General features: G+C 58.8%; 21 protein-coding genes and 1 pseudogene. 11 read left to right on the forward strand and 11 right to left on the reverse strand.

Annotated features, from left to right (window positions below):
- Nucleotides 1-52 precede the first annotated feature (52 nt).
- Both HL45_RS01640 and HL45_RS01645 read left to right on the forward strand, forming a co-directional pair.
- Nucleotides 53-784 carry a tetratricopeptide repeat protein gene (locus tag HL45_RS01640; protein WP_049969373.1) on the forward strand — a complete coding sequence of 244 codons (732 nt, stop codon included), beginning with the start codon at nt 53-55 and terminating at the stop codon, nt 782-784.
- Nucleotides 785-794: 10 nt separating this feature from the next.
- A complete protein-coding gene (locus tag HL45_RS01645; protein ID WP_049969374.1) occupies nt 795-1,085 on the forward strand; it encodes a DUF424 domain-containing protein in 291 nt (96 codons plus the stop codon).
- Between the two features lie 18 nt (nt 1,086-1,103).
- Here HL45_RS01645 and HL45_RS01650 read toward each other — a convergent pair whose 3' ends face one another.
- Nucleotides 1,104-1,283 (reverse strand): hypothetical protein, encoded by a 180-nt coding sequence (locus tag HL45_RS01650; protein WP_049969375.1) that lies wholly within the window; start codon nt 1,281-1,283, stop codon nt 1,104-1,106.
- A 117-nt stretch (nt 1,284-1,400) separates the two neighbouring features.
- Between HL45_RS01650 and HL45_RS01655 the strand changes: the two genes are divergently transcribed.
- The 4 genes and pseudogenes from HL45_RS01655 to HL45_RS01670 all read left to right on the forward strand — a co-directional run bounded on the left by HL45_RS01655 (nt 1,401) and on the right by HL45_RS01670 (nt 4,491).
- A complete protein-coding gene (locus HL45_RS01655) occupies nt 1,401-2,648 on the forward strand; it encodes an aminotransferase class V-fold PLP-dependent enzyme (RefSeq protein ID WP_049970046.1) in 1,248 nt (415 codons plus the stop codon).
- 186 nt (nt 2,649-2,834) lie between these two features.
- Nucleotides 2,835-3,476, forward strand: a pseudogene (locus HL45_RS01660) (HD domain-containing protein).
- 46 nt (nt 3,477-3,522) lie between these two features.
- Complete coding sequence (locus HL45_RS01665; protein ID WP_049969376.1) at nt 3,523-3,939, forward strand: iron-sulfur cluster assembly scaffold protein; 417 nt, start codon at nt 3,523-3,525, stop codon at nt 3,937-3,939.
- Nucleotides 3,940-3,999: 60 nt separating this feature from the next.
- The gene (locus HL45_RS01670) at nt 4,000-4,491 is read left to right on the forward strand and encodes a GNAT family N-acetyltransferase (RefSeq protein WP_049969377.1); all 492 of its coding nucleotides are present in this window, start codon (nt 4,000-4,002) and stop codon (nt 4,489-4,491) included.
- A gap of 42 nt (nt 4,492-4,533) precedes the next feature.
- Here the strand turns inward: HL45_RS01670 and radA are convergent, their stop codons facing one another.
- Together radA and pspAB are read right to left on the reverse strand one after the other, a co-directional pair.
- Nucleotides 4,534-5,565, reverse strand: a complete 1,032-nt coding sequence (radA, locus tag HL45_RS01675; RefSeq protein ID WP_049969378.1) for a DNA repair and recombination protein RadA — start codon at nt 5,563-5,565, stop codon at nt 4,534-4,536.
- A 163-nt stretch (nt 5,566-5,728) separates the two neighbouring features.
- On the reverse strand, nt 5,729-6,334 hold the full coding sequence (gene pspAB, locus HL45_RS01680) for a PspA-associated protein PspAB (RefSeq protein ID WP_049969379.1): 606 nt from the start codon (nt 6,332-6,334) through the stop codon (nt 5,729-5,731).
- An 84-nt stretch (nt 6,335-6,418) separates the two neighbouring features.
- Here pspAB and HL45_RS01685 point away from each other — a divergent pair, with 84 nt between their 5' ends.
- On the forward strand, nt 6,419-6,961 hold the full coding sequence (locus HL45_RS01685) for a DsrE family protein (protein WP_233274658.1): 543 nt from the start codon (nt 6,419-6,421) through the stop codon (nt 6,959-6,961).
- Here HL45_RS01685 and htpX read toward each other — a convergent pair.
- Complete coding sequence (gene htpX, locus HL45_RS01690) at nt 6,958-7,830, reverse strand: zinc metalloprotease HtpX (RefSeq protein WP_049969380.1); 873 nt, start codon at nt 7,828-7,830, stop codon at nt 6,958-6,960. The two genes, HL45_RS01685 and htpX, sit on opposite strands and share 4 nt — an antisense overlap.
- A gap of 174 nt (nt 7,831-8,004) precedes the next feature.
- Here htpX and HL45_RS01695 point away from each other — a divergent pair, with 174 nt between their 5' ends.
- The 3 genes from HL45_RS01695 (at nt 8,005) to HL45_RS01705 (ending at nt 11,077) form a co-directional block, all read left to right on the forward strand.
- Nucleotides 8,005-8,886, forward strand: coding sequence for an NAD-dependent epimerase/dehydratase family protein (locus HL45_RS01695; protein WP_049970048.1), 882 nt, complete (start codon nt 8,005-8,007; stop codon nt 8,884-8,886).
- 84 nt (nt 8,887-8,970) lie between these two features.
- Nucleotides 8,971-10,080, forward strand: a complete 1,110-nt coding sequence (locus HL45_RS01700; protein ID WP_049969381.1) for a 60S ribosomal export protein NMD3 — start codon at nt 8,971-8,973, stop codon at nt 10,078-10,080.
- Nucleotides 10,073-11,077, forward strand: a complete 1,005-nt coding sequence (locus HL45_RS01705; protein WP_049969382.1) for a class I SAM-dependent methyltransferase — start codon at nt 10,073-10,075, stop codon at nt 11,075-11,077. The genes HL45_RS01700 and HL45_RS01705 overlap by 8 nt, the downstream gene beginning before the upstream one ends.
- 113 nt (nt 11,078-11,190) lie before the next feature.
- On the opposite strand, the gene HL45_RS01710 is transcribed toward HL45_RS01705, so the two are convergent.
- The 6 genes from HL45_RS01710 to HL45_RS01740 form a co-directional block, all read right to left on the reverse strand.
- Nucleotides 11,191-12,261 (reverse strand): N-acetylmuramoyl-L-alanine amidase, encoded by a 1,071-nt coding sequence (locus HL45_RS01710; protein WP_049969383.1) that lies wholly within the window; start codon nt 12,259-12,261, stop codon nt 11,191-11,193.
- 95 nt (nt 12,262-12,356) lie between these two features.
- Complete coding sequence (locus HL45_RS01715; protein WP_049969384.1) at nt 12,357-14,162, reverse strand: helicase C-terminal domain-containing protein; 1,806 nt, start codon at nt 14,160-14,162, stop codon at nt 12,357-12,359.
- 131 nt (nt 14,163-14,293) lie between these two features.
- Nucleotides 14,294-15,454: a hypothetical protein gene (locus HL45_RS01720; protein ID WP_049969385.1), complete on the reverse strand. Its 1,161-nt coding sequence runs from the start codon at nt 15,452-15,454 to the stop codon at nt 14,294-14,296.
- 62 nt (nt 15,455-15,516) lie between these two features.
- A complete protein-coding gene (locus HL45_RS01725) occupies nt 15,517-15,726 on the reverse strand; it encodes a DUF7561 family protein (RefSeq protein WP_049969386.1) in 210 nt (69 codons plus the stop codon).
- A gap of 424 nt (nt 15,727-16,150) precedes the next feature.
- Nucleotides 16,151-18,583: a lamin tail domain-containing protein gene (locus tag HL45_RS01735; protein WP_049969388.1), complete on the reverse strand. Its 2,433-nt coding sequence runs from the start codon at nt 18,581-18,583 to the stop codon at nt 16,151-16,153.
- 120 nt (nt 18,584-18,703) lie between these two features.
- The gene (locus HL45_RS01740) at nt 18,704-19,036 is read right to left on the reverse strand and encodes a hypothetical protein (protein WP_084156771.1); all 333 of its coding nucleotides are present in this window, start codon (nt 19,034-19,036) and stop codon (nt 18,704-18,706) included.
- Nucleotides 19,037-19,108: 72 nt separating this feature from the next.
- Here HL45_RS01740 and HL45_RS01745 point away from each other — a divergent pair, with 72 nt between their 5' ends.
- The gene (locus HL45_RS01745) at nt 19,109-19,975 is read left to right on the forward strand and encodes a YkgJ family cysteine cluster protein (RefSeq protein ID WP_049969389.1); all 867 of its coding nucleotides are present in this window, start codon (nt 19,109-19,111) and stop codon (nt 19,973-19,975) included.
- A gap of 21 nt (nt 19,976-19,996) precedes the next feature.
- Here HL45_RS01745 and HL45_RS01750 read toward each other — a convergent pair whose 3' ends face one another.
- Entirely contained in the window at nt 19,997-20,170 is a 174-nt protein-coding gene (locus HL45_RS01750) for a DUF5786 family protein (RefSeq protein ID WP_227776974.1), read from the reverse strand.
- Nucleotides 20,171-20,248 lie beyond the last annotated feature (78 nt).

Raw genomic sequence — 20,248 nt, forward strand, 5'->3', positions numbered from 1 at the left:
GCAAATCCTGATGGCGCAGACCTTAACAGTGCGCCGCCCCAATCGGCGGGTAATGACCGACGAGCGAAGTCACAAGTTTTCGGAAGGAGAGGGCTTCGGCGACCCATACGACGAGTTCGATTTAGACCCGCCGGAACTCGAAGTGAGTCCGGACGAGGTAGACCCCGTGGATTCCCGCGTCGTCACGGATATGTTAGACCAGCAGGCGATTCCGAGCGACAGGGTGTCCGTCGCAGACCTCGTCGAAGTCGGGCTGAGCTACATGCAAATCAACCGCTTCGAACAGGCAACCGAGACGTTCGAGCGCGCGGCCCGCTACGCCGACGAGGACTCCCTCGAAGCGCAAGAAGCGTGGGTGAACAAGGGTGCGGCACACGGCCAACTCGAAGAGTGGGACGAAGCTATCGGGTCGTACCGCGAAGCCCTCCGAATTGATGACGACAGCGAACACGCCGCGACTGCGGAGACGAATCTAGCCTACGCGCTGTGGGAGTCCGGCCAGACCGAACAGGCACTCGAACATTCCGAACGCGCGGTCGAAATCGACCAGCGATTCCCACAGGCGTGGTTCAACCGCGGCTTCTTCCTGCTCGAACGCGGACTGGCGGAGGACGCCCTGAACTGCTTCGACAACGCGATTCGACTCGGCTTCAGAAACGTACAGGTCGTCGAAGAGAAAGCGCGCGCGCTGGAGGAGGTCGGCGAGGACGAGGAGGCCGAACAACTCGCGGAGGAAGCAGAAGAGATGCGAAAGCAGGCGGAGCAAGAACTGGTTCAGGAGTAATCGAAGAGCAATGATTCTCAGGGAGCGAGACACACAAGAGGGACTGTTGGTCGCGGTCTGTGACGACGACGTGCTCGGCGAGACGTTCGAAGCAGGCGACGTGTCGTTCACCGTGAGCGAGGAGTTCTACGGCGGCGACGAAGTGGACGAAAGCGAAGTCGTGGACAGTCTCACTCGCGCCAGCGTGGCGAACATCGTCGGCACTGAGGCCGTGAGCCTCGCAATCGAGAAGGGATTCATTGACGAGGAAAGCGTTCTCGATTTGGATTCGACCAAACACGCACAGTTTTTGCGGGTTTAGCTTCGGTTCGGATTCCAGTTAGTCCAGCAAGGCGGGGACGTTTACAGCGACCAAACAGAGCAGTGACCCGACCGCTACTCCCGCACCAATCGTCGTCAACCCAGTGTCGAAAGCCAACGAGAGGACGGTGTGGAAGGCACCGACGAACGCGAGGCCGAGAAAGAGTAGACTCGTGCCGAGTCGTCGTTTCGAAACCATACGAACGGAAAGGGTCGGACTGTCTTAAGTTACGTTGCTAACGACGTAATGAAAACCGGTTTCGTCGCGCTCGATAGACCGAAGGAGTGTTTTGGCTCGAACACTAACCATTCCACGATGGAACCACAGCAGTCAGACGCGTTGGATGTCGCGCGTATTCGGGATGATTTCCCGATTCTGGAGCGGGAGGTCAACGAAACCCAGTTGGTGTACCTCGACAACGCGGCGACGACGCAGACGCCGGAGCAGGTCGTTGATGCCATCTGTGACTACTATCGGAATTACAACGCGAACGTCCACCGCGGTATCCACCAGTTGAGCCAAGAGGCCTCAATCGCCTACGAAGAAGCCCACGATACAGTCGCGGAGTTCATCGGTGCGAGCGGCGGGCGCGAGGAGCTGGTGTTCACGAAGAACACGACGGAAGGCGAAAACCTCGTGGCCTACGCGTGGGGACTGAACGAACTCGGGCCGGGCGACGAAGTCGTCCTGACCGAGATGGAACATCACGCCTCGCTCGTGACGTGGCAACAACTCGGCAAGAAAACCGGGGCGGACGTGAAGTACATCCCCGTGGACGAACAGGGCTATCTCGACATGGACGCCGCGAAAGAGATGATTACCGACGACACGAAGATGGTGAGCGTCGTCCACGTCTCGAACACGCTCGGGACGACGAACCCGGTCGGTGAACTAGCCGACATCGCGCACGACCACGACGCCTACATCTTCGTTGACGGCGCGCAGGCCGTGCCGAATCGTCCCGTCGATGTCGAGGAAATCGACGCCGACTTTTATGCCTTCTCGGGCCACAAGATGGCCGGCCCGACCGGCATCGGCGGCCTGTACGGCAAGAAACACATTTTGGAGGAGATGGAGCCGTATCTCTACGGCGGCGACATGATTCGTAAAGTAACCTACGACGACGCGACGTGGGAAGACCTGCCGTGGAAGTTCGAGGCCGGAACCCCGAACATCGCGCAGGGGGTCGCGCTGGCCGCCGCCGTCGAATATCTTGAGGACATCGGCATGGAGCGGATCCAGCGCCATGAAGAACAACTTGCGGAGTACGCCTACGACCGCCTGACCGAAGAGGGCGACGTGGAAATCTACGGCCCGCCGGGCGACGACCGCGGCGGACTCGTCTCGTTCAACGTGGATAGCGTCCACGCCCATGATCTCTCCAGCATTGTGAACGACCACGCGGTGGCGATTCGAGCGGGCGACCACTGTACCCAGCCCCTCCACGACAAAATGGGCGTTCCAGCGTCGGCGCGAGCATCCTTCTACATTTACAACACCCGCGAAGAGGTCGATAAACTGGTCGAAGCAGTCGATGACGCCCGGCAGTTGTTCGCGCAGTAGACACGGAAACCACTTCTACACTCTTTTCCATGTTCTATTTATCGTCGAACGTTCACTCGTGCGTTCCCGGCCGGGAAAACGGTAGTTCTGGACGGTGCCTGTTCGACACGGGTGATTTGAACATCTCTTCGGAACTACATAACCAATATATACATACAATTTCGGAAAATACATCGATAAAGACGAATGACGACTAACTCTCCCCCAGAAGCAGTGCGACCTCACGCGAAAACCTACTTCGGCGATGTCGCTCCGGCGCACGATTGGCAGCACGTAAAGTGAGTCGCCACTCTCGCGGAAGCGCTTTCTGACAAACACGACACAAACGACCGAATCTTGTCCACGGCGGTCTGGCTTCACGATATCGGCAGGGCACGCGAAGACCGCGGAGAGATAGACGACCATGCCGAGTGGGGTGCGAAGGAAGCAAAACGCATTCTCGCCGAGTACGACGCCACAGAGACGGAAATAGAAGCGATTCAGCACTGCATTCGCGCACATCGCTTTTCCAACGATATCGAACCCGAAACGATAGAAGCGAAACTACTCAGCGATGCGGACAACTTGGACGCGCTCGGCGCAGTCGGAATCGCACGCAACTTCTGTTTCAGTGGTGTACTCGGCCAGACGCTCCACGACCCCGACCTGCCGATAGAGGCGGACGACACGACTTCCGGAGCCACGGGCATAAACCACTTCCACAAGAAGATTCTCCGACTGCCAGAGCGGATGTACACCGACGCAGGGCGAAGGATGGCCGAGGAGCGCAGTACGTTCGTGGAGGAGTTTATCGCGCGGTTCGAGCGCGAAGTCCCGGGAGAGGTCTGAACTGTCGGAATCTTTTTACGCGACACTCGTCTACCTACAGTCAACAATGAGCATGGGTTCGGACATGTACCGACAGCAGATTCTCGACCACTACCGAAGCCCGCGCAACTACGGTGAGCTGGACGACCCCCATTTCACCCACGAGGGCGTCAACCCTTCCTGTGGCGACGAACTCGAATTTGATGTTGTCCTCGAAGACGACGAGGAAACCATCGAACGAGTTGCGTTCCGCGGCGACGGTTGTGCTATCAGTCAGGCCAGCGCGAGCATGCTGTCGCAGAAGCTACCGGGAATGACCTTAGACGAAGTCGAGGAAATGGATAGAGACGACGTTATCGACATGCTCGGTGTCGATATTAGCCCGATGCGGGTAAAATGCGCCGTCCTCGCCGAAAAAGTCGTCCAAGACGGTGCGGAGATTTTCGAAGGGGAAGCAGAACTCGACAAAACGACGACCGAGTAACCGGCGTTTTCGAACCCTTCGATGGCAGACCTTTTTCACCTCTGTTGATGTTTCTCTAATATGTGTATCGAGATTCGCCCACCGACGCCGACACATATCGACGGGGTTCAGCGAGTTGCAGAGCAAGCGTGGTATTCAGCACACGAACCGATTGTCGGGGCGGAAACGGTCGATGAATTTCTGGAGAAACACTACGATGCGGAAACGTTTCGCTCGCTTATCGAAAACGATGCGATTTTTGCTGTTGCTGTAGCGAGCGAATCCGACGTTGTCGGATTCGCTTCCGCCACCCCTGACGACTGCTCTACGACGTACCACCTCGGTCGTATCTATATCCTTCCCGACCGCTGGGGTGAAGGAATCGGACGGCGACTTCTCGCTGACATCGAACAGACGGTCGAACGGCGTGGGGGAAAACGAATCACACTAGGCGTCATGGCCGAAAACGAACGCGCCGTGAACTTCTACGAATCGAGAGGCTATCGGCGCGAGAACGAATTCTACGACGACCGAATCGACGCGCGTGGCTACGAATACAAAAAAGAGATGTAAAGGGGAAAGAGTAGGGGGAATCCGTCGCGCGAAGCAGTACGGCTATTCCGGTTTCAGACCGGCGTCCTGCACGCGCATGACGGCCTCGCCGTCGGCGAGGTTCGGCGCGTCCACGAGGCGAACGATACGCTTGTCGCCCTTGGATTTGCGGAGGTACATCCGGAACGTGGATTTGTGGCCGAGGATGTTGCCACCGATGGGTTGGGTTGGGTCGCCGAAGAACGAATCGGGGTTCGAGGAGACTTGATTCGTTACGACGATAGCCGTGTTGTACAGGTTGCCGACCTTGTCGATGTCGTGGAGGTGTTTGTTGAGTTTCTGCTGGCGGGTCGCGAGTTGACCACGGCCAACGTACTCGGCACGGAAGTGGGCCGTGAGGCTGTCGATACAGAGGAGTCGGACAGGCCACTCGCTGTCTTCGTGTTCGCCAGCGAGTTCTTGGGATTTCTCCGCGAGGAGCATCTGGTGGTTGGAGTTAAACGCTTTTGCGACGTGAATCTTGTCGAGGAAGTCATCCACGAGTTCGGTCATTGCGCCGTCGTCGTCCGGCGATCCTTCGATTTCACGGTCGTCCATCGTAGCCTGCAGGACTTCGTCCGGAAGGCCACGAACCATGTCGTCGATACGCTCCGGTCGGAACGTGTCCTCGCTGTCGATGAAGATGACGCTCCCGCCGAGGCCACCCTGTTCGCGTGGGAGTTGCACGTTCACCGAAAGCTGGTGTGTGACCTGCGACTTGCCAGCACCGAACTCACCGTACACTTCGGTGATGGACTGGGTTTCGACGCCACCGCCGAGGAGGTCGTCTACTTCGTCAATTTGCCAGCTAAGTTTGCCGATTCGTTCGCGCCGTTCGAGAACCTGTGAACCGGTTTCGAAGCCGCCGATGTCGGCTTCCTTCCGCGCGGCCTGAATGATGTCTGCGGCTGTGCTCTCGCCCACGTCGGCGGTGTTACTAAGTTCGCCGGGGCTTGCAACTGCGAGGCTCTGATACGAGTCGAAGCCTGCGTCGCCGAGTTTTTCTGCTGTCGCCGGTCCAACGCCGGGGAGGGTTTCGAGGTCTACGTCTGCCATCGTACTCCATCCTTGTTCTCACCATCATATAAACCCCCGTTAACTGCGGAGTGAAAGTGAAACTGGACGACAGCGGAGGGGTGGACGAGTTAGAACAACAGAGTTTAGGTAGGAAGATGCAGTGGCGTGGTAGTTTATCACACAGAAACCAGTGACAACGGACTCAATCCCACGGATGCTCGTTGATGTTGTCGGGCCAGAGTGGATACCAGTACTGTTCGTCCGATTCGATTTCGAGTTCGCCGTCGAGATTGCTCTCCAGTTTGAACTCCGCCGAGGAATCCCGTTCGTGACCTCGTTTCGGCGCGAAGGGGTAGTATGCGCCTCTGCGGAACGAATACACCCAGTACACGTTGTTTCCGTCTTGTTCGAATCCGAAGAGTGCGGCCAGCAGGCGCGAACCGTACCCCTGTTCCACGAACGTGTCGGCGGCGAAGTGGAGGCTCGTCACGAGGTCTTCGAAGTCGTCGTCTTCGAGGACGAACCACGAGTAGCCGTGGCTGTCCACGTGCGCCCGCGCTTCTGTTCCCGTCTCTTCCTTTCCGGCTTCGAGAATGGCGTGAACGTCGTCAACCGCGTTCTTGAAATCGGTGCTATCGACTTCCGAAAAACAGAGCGCGGCCATCCCGACCGGTTCGTAGCCGAGGTCGGCTTCCATCGTCACGTAGGCCGTGCTCATGCCGAAGAGGTCTTCCGGGTCTGCATCCCGGCCAGCGTCCGTCTCGGCCCGGATGCCGAGCACTTCGCGGATTCCATCCAGTAGTCCCATGCGCGGGTGTACGCGCGGGGGGTGGAAAAAGGGAGATGATACTTATGTTATTCTTAACAAAGGCGTTCGAGGGTGTCGGAAGCGATGATGGGAAATCATTCGAGACGCCGGTTTCTCGAACTGGCGGGTACCGGCACCGCCGTCGCCCTCGCAGGGTGTTCTGGCGGGCCGAGTGGAACCGCTACGACGGACGCTACCAGCACGGATGCCGGAACCGAAACCAGTCAGGAAACCACAGAAACGGCCACCGAGACGACCGAAGAAGCCGAACCAGAAGTATCCACGATGAGTACCGTCTTCCATTTCAGCAGTGGCGAATCGCACCAAAACCACGCAGTCGCAAACGTTGCGAACCTCGTAAACGACGGGACGACCGAGGTCGAAACCGCCGAACTGATCGCCAACGGACAGGGTATCCGACTCGTGACCGTGGATTCCTCCGTTGCGGACAAGGTAAAATCGCTGGTACAGCAGGGAGTGAAATTCAAAGCCTGCCAGAACAGCATGAACGCGTTCAACTTCTCTGAAGACGACCTGATAGACGGTGTCGAAACCGTTCCAGCAGGCGTCGGCGAACTCACAAAACTACAAGCAAAAGAGAACTACGCCTACATCAAGACGCCTTAGTACATCTCCCGTTCCAACTCGCGCAGTTTCTCGACCCGGCGTTCGGTGCTCGGGTGCGTGCTGAACAGTTTCCCGATGAAACCGCTCCGAATTGGGATGATGAAGAAGGCGTTCATCTCCGCCTCCTCGCGCAGGTCTTCTTTCGGAACGTTGTCCATCCGACCGTCGATGGTCATCAGGGCAGACGCCAGCGCCGACGGTTTGCCCGTGATACTTGCTCCGCCGCGGTCTGCGGCGTATTCACGGTAGCGCGAGAGCGCCCGGATGAGGATGTAGCTGACAATCCAGACGGCGAGCGAGGCGAGGATTGCCACCCAGACGGGTGCCTGATTGCGGTTTTCCCCGCCCCCGCCCAACAACCAGCCCCAGCGAACGACCATGAACGCGATGGTCGAGAGAAGTGAAGCGACGGTCATCACCATCATGTCGCGGTTTTTGATGTGGGCGAGTTCGTGGGCGATGACGCCTTCCAACTCCTCCTGATTGAGCGTCTGCATCAGTCCAGTCGTCACGCAGACGGCGGCCTTTTTCTGCGAACGCCCCGTCGCAAATGCGTTCGGAACTCGCTGGTCGCTGACCGCGACCTTCGGTTTCGGTAGGTCTGCCTGCTGGGACAGTCGGCTAACCATAGCGTGAAGCTCTGGATATTCGCTTTCATCGACCTCTTTCGCGCCCATGCTCCACAGCGTGAGTTTATCGCTGAAGAAGTAGCTTCCGAGGGAGAAGCTCATCATGAATCCCAAGAACATTAGTTGTTTGCCACCGAAGTAGGCGACTAACACTCCTGCGAACACAATGTACAGCGCGAACAGGAGGAACATCGTCAGACCCATTCTGGCCCGGAGGCCCCAGTCTGCCTTCCATTTCATACGTGGTGTCTAGGGATTCCGACCGTTTAAGCATTTGTCAGGCGCGTCGAACGCTAGCACGCGGAAGAAACGGCAAGGTACGCAGACAAAATCGCGTTGGGAGGGCCGGAACGCTTACCCACGGACGGACAGTAGAGACTGTATGTTCTCGTGTGAACCGACGAGGGTATGTCGATGACCGGTACGGTACTTTTGACCGGAAGTCTCGACCATACCGGACGGTGGCTTGCCGTCCATCTCGCCGAACGAGGGTGGGACGTTACCTGCGTCGGTCTTTCACGAACGGAATGGAATCTCGAAGGCTACCGCAATCTTTCGTTTCGGAGTGCGGATTTGACCGAACAGGTCAAAGCGTCGGAAGTCGTTTCGACCGAAAATCCGGACGCCGTGGTTCACTGGACGGCGCGCCCGTCGCCGGAGCGCCACGCCGGAATGCGCGTCTTCGAAAACAACGTCATCAGCGTGTACAACGTGTTGACCGCCGCCGGACGTGCGGGCGCTCGCGTCGCGTGGGCGTCGAGTGAAAGCGCCTTCGGATTCCCGCTCGCGGGCGAACCGTCGCTTCCGGAGTATCTCCCGCTGGACGAAGAGCATCCGCTCCGTCCGGAAGACCCCTACGGCACGTCGAAAGTCGTGGGTGAGGAAATCGGGGCGATGGTCGCTCGACGCCACGGCGTTCCTGTGGCGTCGATTCGCGCCTCGTGGATACAGTTCCCCGGCGAGTACGACTGTCTGGATGCGCGAAGCGACATCGCAACTGGTGCGGGAAACTTCTGGTCATACGTCGATATTCGAGACGTTGCAACCGCCACCGAGGACGCCATCACGGCCGATTTCCGTGGACATCAACCGTTTCTCATCAGCGCCGAGGACAACTACCTCGACAGGCCCATCGAAGATGTTCTCTCCGAGTTCTTCGGCGAAGTGCCCGGAAGTTGCCAGATTACAGGTAGTGATTCGGCGCTCTCAACCGAGAAAGCGCGGTCGATGTTGGGCTGGGAACCAGTTTACTCGTGGCGCGATTCTGAGGACGAGGACGTGTCGATATTCGCGTGATGGGTTACTAACCGCGCGAAAGGCCGATTTCGCACGAGGATACGGTTCTACAGGCTTAAAAGTGAGAACGACATAGAACCGTCAATGACCGAGTCCCGCGAATTTTGCCCGAACTGCGGCAACACCATCGAAGTGGACATCACGGAACGGGACTATCCCGCCTCTGCATCGACCCAAGACAGAAAACTCTGCGATGAGTGTTACTTCGACCGATTCGACCTCGTCTCCGCGCCGGAGCGAGTCGAAGTTCGCGTCTGTGCCCAGTGTGGTGCCGTTTTCCGCGGCAGACGGTGGGTGGACATCGGCGCGGAGGATTACACCGACATCGCCATCGAGGAGGTGAGCGAAGCCCTCGCAGTTCACGTGGACGCCCGCGACGTGTCGTGGCAGGTCGAACCGGAGCAAATCGACCAGAACACGATTCGGATGCACTGTTATTTCTCCGGCGTCGTCCGCGGAACGCTGGTAGAAGAAGAACTGATGGTTCCCGTCATGCTCGCCCGGCAGACGTGTACTCGCTGTGGCCGCATCGCGGGGGACTACTACGCCAGCATCGTCCAACTTCGTGGCGTTGACCGAGTGCCGACGCCGGAAGAGGAAAAACGCACGAAGGAAATCGCCGCCGAAATCGTCGAGGCCATGGAAGCAACCGGCGACAGAAACGCCTTCATCACCGAAGTTGATGAAACGCAGGACGGCCTCAATCTCAAGGTTTCGACCAACAACATCGGTAAGAAGATTTCCAACAAGGTAATCGAGGAGTTCGGCGGCAACTTCACGGATTCGGAAACGCTCGTTACGGAGGACGAGGACGGCAACGAAGTGTATCGCGTAACCTACGCGATTCGGCTTCCGCCCTTTACCCACGGCGACATCATCGACCCGGACGACGAGGGGCCGGTGCTGGTTCGGAGCGTCCGCGGAAACCTCAAAGGAATCCGGATCACGACCGGCGACCAGTACGAATCCCAGTTCGAGGACGGCGATGCTCCGGACGCGAAGAAACTGGGCCACATCGACGACGCTGAGGAAACCACGCTCGTCACCGTCGAGGACGAGCACGCAGTGCAAGTTCTCGACCCCGAAACCTTCCAGACGAAGACGATTGCGCGACCTTCCTACATGGACGACGACGCCGACATGATTCCCGTGTTCAAGAGTCGTTCCGGACTCTACGTGGTTCCCGATGAATGATCTCGCAGTCCTCGTGGAAAAACCGAGGGCGGAAACCGCGATTGCGGAACTGACTGCCGAGGGAGTGTACGACGATTCCCGAAAAGTGTGCGAACACGACGACGAAACGCTCGAACTGCCGGTGACGAAGAACCCGACAGAAACCGACGTTTTGGACGTTATCGAGCAGGTGAGTCCGGAACCTCGACTGCCGGATTTGGAAGCACACCTTCGCGCACAGGGATGGAACGACGAGGAACTCGACTCGGCACCGAAATCGTGGGCCGTCATCGGGAGCGTGATTCTGGTTCAGTTTGACGACTGTCCGCGAAAATCGGAAATCGGGGAAGCACTCCTCGATTTGCACGGCGAGGCGGATACGGTTCTCTCGCGCGACGGAATCTCGGGTGAGCACCGCGAACCCGAGATGACGGTGGTCGCCGGGTCGGGCGATACCGAAACTATCCACACCGAGCACGGGACGAAGTACGCTCTCGATTTGCGGGAAGTCATGTTCGCGCCCGGCAATCAACGGGAACGCGCCAGAATGGGAACTGTAGTCGAACCCGGCGAGCGCGTCCTCGACATGTTCGCCGGAATCGGCTACTTCACGCTCCCGATGGCCCGCGCAGAGGCACAGATTACGGCAGTCGAACGAAATCCGACTGCGTTCCAGTTCCTCCTCGAAAACGCCGTGTTGAACGGCGTGACCGACAACATCGACGCCTATCGGGCGGACTGCCGGGAAATCGAGATAGAGGAACCAGTCGCACGCGTCATGATGGGTTACTACGACGCTCACGAGTATCTGGACAGCGCGCTCGCCGCGCTGAAACCCGGTGGAATCGTTCACATGCACGAGACGACGCCCGAAAATCGGCTGTGGGAGCGACCCGTGAGACGACTTAGAGAGGCCGCCGAAATCCGCGGACGCGCGGTCGAAATCCTCGACAAACGGCGCGTCAAGAGCCACAGTGGGGGCGTGTGGCACGTCGTCGTGGACGCTCGCATTCGGTGACCGAAGGTTTATCCCCCTCGAATAGTTCGGCTTTCGTATGGAAAACCTTCGACAAAAACTGATTTCGCTGTTTTTCGTCGCGCTAATGCTGAGTTCGGCGGTCGCCTACACCGCTACTCTGCTGTGAGCCAGTAGTCGGCAGACCATCCAGTCTGACTGCCGTCGTAGTTCACCTTCCACCAGCGATAGCCACCGATATCGACCGGGCCGTCTGTGACGACTCCTGCAGTTCCTTCTGGAACGACGCCGAGTCGTTCCCCGCTCGGTTCTGCTCTGACACTGAGGTCGGAAGTCGTCTCCACTGACAATCCAGCATCGAATCGCGCGTAGAGTACGTCGTCCGCAGCGACCCACCCGGGAGTACCGTTGAAGTCGAGTTTGTACCACTGGATTCCCTTGCGGACGAGAACGTTTCCGGTGGCTGTGCCGACCGCTCCCGAGGGAACCGCCATCGTTTTCGCGTGTTCGTCCGGGCCGTGATAAACCGCGCCATCCGAGAGGACGACGGCGTTTTCGCCGGATTCCACGTCCCAGCGTCGGATGAACCCCTCGTAGCGACCCCAGTTCCACAGCGAGCCGGGGTCGTAGTGGCCGCTGATGCCGCCCGGTTTCGTGCAGTCGTTCGGGTTCGGAATTTGGTTGTGGCCGATAACGCCACCCTCGCCGTCTTTCGCGTCGCAGGGCGCGATGTCGTAGCGACGGACGCGCTTCGGGAAGTCGAACTCGGTCGCAGACCATCGGACGATTTTCGCGGAGGCCTCGTACAGTTCGTCGGTGTACTCCGTCTCGTTGACCCACCCGGAGTGTTCGATGCCGAGCGAATGCTGGTTGTACGGCCAGTTTCCGCCGTGCCAGCCGATGTCCTCTTCGGCCAACATCTGCGTGAGGTCGCCCGTTCCGTGGTCTGCGACGTAGTGCGTGCTCGCGTTTGCATCCGGATTTTGGAACCAATCGACCGTCCAGTCTGCTTCGCCCTGCGCGACGTGAACGATAAACCACCGAATGTCGAGGTCGGACTCGCGTTCTGCCTCGCTGTAGTTCGATTCGTCCGCCGGTGCCCACGCCATCTCGGGCTTCGCCGCTGGAAGTCGCATTGCTTTCTTTGCACTCGTCTGGCCGGAAATCGCGCCTGCACCCGCGACAGCGCCAATCGTCTTGAGAATCGTCCGTCTTGTTTCGTGCATCGTCGTTCTGATTCCGGGAAATAAGAGGATAAATTAGACACCTAGTATGATTGAGCAGATGTGGCGCTGCTTCGATTCGGAATCGAAACCGCCACCTACTCTGTATCCCACACGTCCGCCATCGGACTCTTGCGCTTGCGTGAGTAGCCCGATTTGCTCTTCGAGTTCGATTTTTCACTGCGATTGTCGGAACTACCGTGATTTCCGCCGCGATTGTTTCGACTCCTTTTGCCACCATCACCGCCACCACTACCACCATCACTTCCGCCCGTTCCACCGGGGTCGAACTCCGGCAGGTCTGGGTGACTCATCCTGTCCACTTGCTCCGCGAACCAGTCGGGCATGTCGGTGCGAGCGCGGTCGAACAGTTGGAGGAGGCTGGAGTCCGTTAGATACGTCGCGCCGTAATCGTCCGGGGCGCGAATGACGCGCCCGCAGGCCTGAATCACGGTTCTGAGCGCGGCCCGGTAGTACCACGCCCACTGGCCGTTTTCGAGGCGGTGGGCGACCCGCGAGTCGCTGGTGTTCAAAAACGGGGCTTTGCAGAGGACTTGCCAGCGAGCGAGGTCACCCTTCAAATCGAGTGCTTCTTCCATTTTCACGGAAACGAACACGTCCGGGTCGTCGCTGGCCTTCCACGCTTCGAGGTCTGCGTCCCTGCTGTCGCGTTCGTGGGCGCGCACTCTGTCGCCGACGCCGAACTCGCGGAGTTTTCGTGTTAGCTTTTCCTGAATGTGATAGGAGTGGGCGTGGACGATTCCCTTCTCGTCGGGATGTGCCTGCATGATTTTGACGATGGTTCGCGCGATTTTCGGCAGAGTCTCCTCGCGGTGTTCGTAGGTCATCTTGCCCTGCGTCACGTCGTAGAGCGGGCGGTTTTCCACCGGAAACGTGTGACCAACGTCCACGAGCGCAACGTCGGCAGGGTCGAGTCCGACCTGCCGACAGAACGCATCCTTGTTCAAAATCGTCGCGGAGAGAAGCGCGAACTTGTTCCCGCGCTCCCAGACGGTGTGTGCGAGGTAGCGCTCGGGGTTCATCGGCTTGATGGTAATCGGCCCGCCTTTCCCCTCGGGTTGGTCTACGACCCACTCCGTCGCACTGTCGGGGTTCCGGTAGTCGTCCACGAACCAGTCCAACTCGGAGATGAGTTCTTGGAGGCGGTCCCTGCGGGCCGCCTCCGGGGCGGTGAGTTCCTGTTGTGCGATGAGGTCGTCCTTCCTGCGCGAGCAGGTTCCGGAAAGGCTGTCCGCATACTGTACCGCCCTGTCCAGTCCGGTCATTTCCGGAATTTTCAGGTCGTCCCACATCGGCACGGTTCTGGGATTCAAGTCGATTGTCGCGTACATCTCGGCCCACTCCGCGAGTCCGTGGGCTTCGTCGATAACTACCACGTCGCGCTTTCTGAACACCTCAGAGCCGGCGGTTCGCATGAAGTAGGCGAGCGTCATCGCCGCAATCTCCCGATTGCTGGCGATGGCGCGGTCGGAAAAATACGGACAGCGATGTTTCACCGAGCAGTCGTAGCCCTTCTCGCGGGCGCAGGGCGCTCTATCGACGGGCGTGTCGTGTTCACCCGGCAAAATACAGGAGTAGTTTCGCTTGCCGCGGATGATTTTCAAATCGTCCAGCAGGTCGTCACTGGCCACGTCGTCCAACTGCGACACCTGCGGCGTGGTGTAATACGACCCCGTCGCGTCGCTCGGGTCGGCGTCCTCGACCCGTCTGGCACACCCGGCAATCGAGCGGGCGAGGAGCGATTTTCCGCTTCCCGTCGGGGCGCGAACCAGCACCACGTCGTTGCTACTCTCGAAAGCCTCCCGAATGTCGGAGAGGGCATCCTGCTGGTTGCCGCGAAAGGAGGGCGCGGGAAATTCGTCCAAAATCCGCTCGGAGTTCACTGTATGGCCTACTGGGAGGGAGGGCGTAAAACCTGCGGGTTCACCGGTGACAATTTTCTCTCGAAACTGAAACAGGAAAGCCAGACGAAGAGAGAAAGAGAGAGTCACGACATTCGGGATGAGAAAACGGCTCACGGCCACGACATCGGGCGAACTCCTGCTATCTGCTGTCTCGTTTCGAGCATAGTGAGAAAATCGGGCTTGGTCAGCACGGCGACCGAATCGGGATAGGACACGAGGACGTATTTCGTCCGTTCTCGGAGGAATAGATACACGTCGGAGGCGTTTTCGTCCGGTGAAACGGAAACGAAGTCTTCCGTTGCAAGTTTGCCCACAGTTGTCGTGCTCGGCAGTCGTGCCCGCCCTTGCCACAACTGTATGCTACTCGTCGTGAGAACGCCGACCGGTTTCCCTTCCGTGTTACAGACGGGATAGTTGCCTTCCTCATCGAGATTCGGCTGTTCGTCCGCAAAAAACTCTTCAACGGGAGTTTTCGCCGGAATGCAGTCCTCTTTTTCCCGAACGAACTCCGACACTGGCATACCGGCGAGAAACAACTGGTTCGCCACCAACTGGTGTTCGGAAACCGTCGAGAAATAGAAGAACACGGCGACGAGTCCCAGAAGAACGTTTCCGAGAACGACGGCGGCGTAAAACAGTATCCCGATTACGACCACCTGCCCAAGGAGACTCACTGTCCGCGTTGCGGTCTGTGGGGAGCGAACCCGAACCAACAGTGAGCGAAGCAAGAGCGCGCCGTCGAACGGAAAAATCGGCAAGAGATTGACGAGCAACACCACGCCGTTGAACATCGCAAGGAGGCCGACCTCCGCCACGAACACCGGGGTGGTTCCGGGAAGCGCCCAGAGAATCGCGGTGAAAAATCCGGTGAGGAACGCGCTGGCTATCAATCCGGCCAGTGCGATTTTCGTTTCGTGGTCGAAATACGAGGACTCGTAATCGAACTGTGAGAGGCCACCGAAAATCCACAAGAGAACGTACCGGACTTCGATACCGTTCCGTCTGGCGACCCACACGCGGGCCAACTTGTGAACGAACAGGCTGGCCGAGAAGCCGAAGAAGACGGTCACGCCGATGAGCCACGGCGTCACGCCCGTGCTGATGGACGAGTAGGCGACCGTGTGCGGCGAAATCGCCGTGAGAACGTCTATCCACGTCCGAACCGAGACGCCGCGCTGAATCCACCAGCCCAGAACCGGAAGCGCCAGCAAGAGACTGACGTCGATTCGAACTGGTACTCCCCACACCGACCCGAGACGAAACCCCCTCATGGCAGTGTAGTAACAGCGCGAACGCGTGTCAATATTGCGACGAAGAAACGGTCAGTTTGACTTTACTCCTCGGTGCTGATTGCCGCGACATCGTCCGATTCGGGATAGTCCGGCAACTGCTCGATACAGGCATAACAGAGGAAATGTTCGCTCCCGTCTTCGAACTCCAACGTCATCCCGCCGGACGACTGCGGGGACGTGTTCCAGAGGTTGGCGATGCCGCCCGCGATGGGAACATCCGCCCCACAGCCGTCGCATTTCTCGGTGGCCATAGGACTTGGTAGGTGGTTCTCTCGGAAAGACCATTCGGCGACGAAAAAGAGAAGTAAACTATTTTCAGATACTCAAATTGGTTTTTAAGGTGGTGCTAGGTACTCACGACAACGAATACCGCCTCCGCACCGCAACGACGGCATTACAATTCCATACTCTCGACGTTGATTCAGTGTCGTTGGCAAGTCGCGGCTCCAACGAGACCGCAACCGCAGGCCACACCCTCCCCAACCGACTCCCTCACTCGCTACCGCTCGTTCGGTCGTCCACCGTCAGAGCAAACGCTGACGTGTCGTTCGGTCGCGCCGGAAGAGACACGCTCTTCCGTACTCTCGTTCGCTCCTCCGTCACAATCGACACCGGTATGAACTGCGTACCAACCGAAACAAAAAACGAAACCAGCAAATCGCCCAGCTATTCGTTTCAGTACGATTCGCTGAGATACTGCGAGTCGCTGTCGTCGTAGACGAACACGGTGTCGCCGCCGTTGTTCCAGACTGCGTTGCCGGTGCGACCCCAGTAGAGGTCGGTCTGGGTGTCCGTTCCGGTTCCGGTGTGGAGCGTCACCTGCTCGCCTGCACCGAGGGTGAAACCGCTCGGGAAGGTGTACGTCTTCTCGACTTCGTCCTGTACGTACCACCCCGTCAAGTCGAGGTCGCCGCTGCCGGTGTTCTCGAAGACGACGTACTCGTCGTTGAGGTTGCTTCCGTCGTGGCCCGCCGCGTCCTCGTGAATTTCGGCAACGATGAGTTCGCCACTGCCGCCGTCGCCGTCGTCGCCACCGTCGCCCCCACCGAGGGAACCGTCGTAAGCTTCGAAGAGCGGGAACGAGGTGTCGAAGACCGTGGTCGTCGGAATCGCAGAATCGCTGTTGACGTTGTTCGAACTGTCCGTCACTTGGTCGCCGTTGAGTCGCAGGTCGGAACCGAGTCCGGACGCGAGGTCGTTCAGGTTCGTGCGGGCACCGGATGGGGCCGTGCCAGCACCGACGAGGACGACCGCGCCGCCGTCCGCCGCGAACGAGCAGAGGGCATCGATTTCGGCCTGCGTGAACGAATCGGTTGGCGTCGTCACGACGACTGCTCGCCAGCGCGAGAGGTCGAACGTGTCGAGGCTGTTCGACTGCTCGAAGGAGATGCCGACGCCTTCGAGGAATCGCTGGTAGTAGGCGGCGTCGTCGTTCGACAGGGCGTAGCCCGCGGCGAACTGCCCGTGGCCACCGTCGATGAGCACGTCGCCAGTCGCGTCGGTGAGGTAGTCGATGAGGTTCGTCAGGAAGACGAAGTTCTCGTAGCCGGCGGTATCGACCGCGAAGCCTTCGCCGCTCTCGTAGGTCTCGTCGATGAGCGGGCTTCCGAGCATGGCGACGTTCGCGGACTCGTCAACCGCCGCGAGCGGGATGTCGCCGTTGTAGGAGTAGCCGCCGTTCTGGGTTGCCGTGCTTTCGGCGTACACCGGAACGCGGGAGTCCGCGACTGCGCCCGTCGAAGTCACGACGCTTGCCGTCGTCGGGAAGAACAGGTCGTCAACCGCGCGGTTGCGGATTTCGGTCGTGTTCTCGGGGTCGCTCTCGCCCCAGACGTTGGTGCCGTTCGAGCGTGCGGTGTCCTCCGCGCTCCAGAAACTGTCGTGGTAGCCGAATCCGGAGCCATAGACGCGGGCAAAGCCGTCGCGGACTGCGTTGCGGTTGTAGAAGTCGTCGCGGGTGCCACTGCCGTCCGCGTCGTAGTGAATGTAGCCGAGGACGCGCCCGAAGGCGTCACGGACTGGCTCTTCCGAATCGAAGGACAACTCGACCGTCTTGCCACTGAGTTCGCCCTGTGCGTAGGTCGTCGCGTTCTCGCCCCACGTTCCGAGGTAGTCGAGCGACTCGATTCCTTCCCACTCCTGTACGCGCTCGGCGGAACTGCTCGCGGGTTTCTCGGGCGTATCGATACCGAGGATGCGGATGCTTTCGGTCGAACCGTCCGAGAACTCCACCGTGGCGGTGTCGCCGTCGGTGACCTCGGTAACATCGACGGTGTACGTTTTGTCCTTCTCAAGACCGAGTCCGGTTCGGTCGGCGAAGTAGTCGAACGACGTGTTGAACTCGTCGGTGAGCGGTGCGAAATCCGCGCCGCCGTTGTTCGTCGTGTCGAGGACTTCGTCGTCGTTGAACCGGAACGAAAGGCCGAGATAGCTCGCAATGTCGTTCATCTTGGCCGTCTCGTCGTAGTCGCTGTAGTCGGACTGGCCGTGGAGGAAGACGGTTCCACCGGAGGCGACGAAACTGCTGAGGTCGCTTAGTTCGCTGTTGGTGAACGACTGCGTCGGCGACGTGATGACGACTGCATCGGCGGAACCAAGGTTCCCCGTGAGATTGCTCGTTCCGGTAACCGTGTAGCCGTTCTCTTCCGCGTAGCTCTCGAAGTTCGAGAACTTCCCGAGGGAGTAGTACTGGCCGTGGCCATTGTCCCAGAGGACGGTGCCGGAACCGCCGAGTTCGTCGTCCCACGTGTTCAGGACGAACTCCTCGTTGCCATTCTGCCAGTTGGTACTGTCCTCAACAAGGGGCGAACCGAAGGCGACGACGTTCGACTCGGACGTGACGACCGGAATCGGCGTCCCGCTACTGTAGATGGTAGCGTCGCCGTTTCCGTCGCCGTCGTTGTTGGTAGCGGTGTCTTCCGCCCAGACGGCGATGACTGAACTGTCGGTCAGTTCGCCGCCGCTGGTGTTGAGAAAGCTCGACGAAGAGTGGAATTCGAGTGGCGAAATCTGGCCTGAGGCGGCCCGAACCTCGGAGCTGAGATGAGCCGTGATTGGTGCTGATGCTGTGGCCGTTGCGAGTGCGGACAGGAATGTTCGTCGTCGCATCACCAGAACACGGATTCCGCCGACACATAAATTATTACATTTTCTTGTAGCATTTTAACCATCAGCATACATATTACTATACACCACTGTGTATAAAATTTCAAAATAAGAGACAAATAATCATATAGAATCGGACTGGTCGTGTTCGCTTGCAATTCGCCGTGCTTCCGTTGCGTACCGATCGCGCGTTTCGTCGTCCGCAACCGTTCCTAACTGGTCGGGCGAAACGTCGAGTCCGGCGAAGGTCTGCCGGGCAGAGCCAGTGAAACTTGGAAGCGCGCGCTCTTTTCTGAAATAGCGTTCTCCGTCGAGCGTCGCATACACGAGGATGATGAGATTCTGTTCGTCGTCCGAGTACGTTCGCTCGACTAGCCAAACGCGCACGTCGTCTTTTTCGTCTGCGTCGTCGCTTGCGTCTACTTCGTCGCGGTCGTCGTCGGTTCTTTCGCCCATAGTACTCCTTGGCGCGGACGAACCGTAATTTTGCCCCACGATTTATGCTTACAAACATCGTGAAGAGTTGGTATGGAAGTGAACTGCGAAGGCTGTGCCGGATGCTGTATCGACTGGCGCGCCATCGCACCCGCCGCCTCCGACCACGAGCGCCGCGGGCCGCGGAAACCGCTCGACGGGAGTTACAATCTCGTTCCACTCACGCGCGAAGACGTGACTTCCTTCCTCGACGCGGGACTCGCAGATGCTCTGACGCCGCGACTGTGGGCGGACGAGTCGGGCAAGAAAGCACAATCGAGCGTCGAAATCGACGGCGTCGAACTCGCCGCAATCGACGGCAAACCCGTCTTTTTCGTGGGAATTCGCAAACCGCCGAAACCGGTCGCCCCGTTCGAAACCGAACCCATGTGGCTTCCGACGTGCGCCTTTCTCGACCCGAAAACGCTCCAATGTCGGATTCACGACGAGGACGTGTATCCGCAAGAGTGTGGAGAGTATCCCGGCCATAACCTGAAACTCGGTCAACAGACTGAATGCGAGCGAGTTGAGAACGCGTTCGGCGGCGAGCGACTGCTGGACGAGGAACCGCCGGGGGGGCTTTCCGGACTCCTGCTCGGGCCGCAGGCAATCGGTCAGAAACTCTTCGTCTATCCCGACCCAGCGACGTTGGAGGGTGTCATCTCTCGTCTGGTCGCGGGCGAACTGACCGACGACGACGGCGCTCGATTCGTCGCCGCCGCCGTCGCGGGACGCCCCGGAACGACCGAAACGAACCGCGAAACGTACGAAACCGTGTTGGACGAGGGTAGCGATGCGGATTCGTGGGTTGGACGTTCGATTACCGACTGGGAAGCGATGGCGGAAAACGAGGAACCAGACCCGTCGATAGCCACGCGAGTCGAGGATGAACGCGGCGCACCGCCCACTCCCGGTTGGTGAATATTGCCGAAAAGGGCCACACTACTGCGATTTTATCTTCTCGAACTGCTTCAGCAAATCCTCCGCCGAGTCGCCGGAGTCGTACTCAACAGTGCCGTGATAGTCGGAGCGTACGTCGTCGAAATCCGTGTCCACGGTACTGTTTTTACGTTCACGGCGCTCGTGTTCTTCTTCGTCATAGGCACCCATTGACATGACAACCACACTCATGATAAGCGTTAGCTCGTTATTAATGTAACGGATAATCACATCGTTTACCCAAGCTGGAAAATC

Source organism: Haladaptatus cibarius D43 (genome assembly GCF_000710615.1).
Classification (GTDB): domain Archaea; phylum Halobacteriota; class Halobacteria; order Halobacteriales; family Haladaptataceae; genus Haladaptatus; species Haladaptatus cibarius.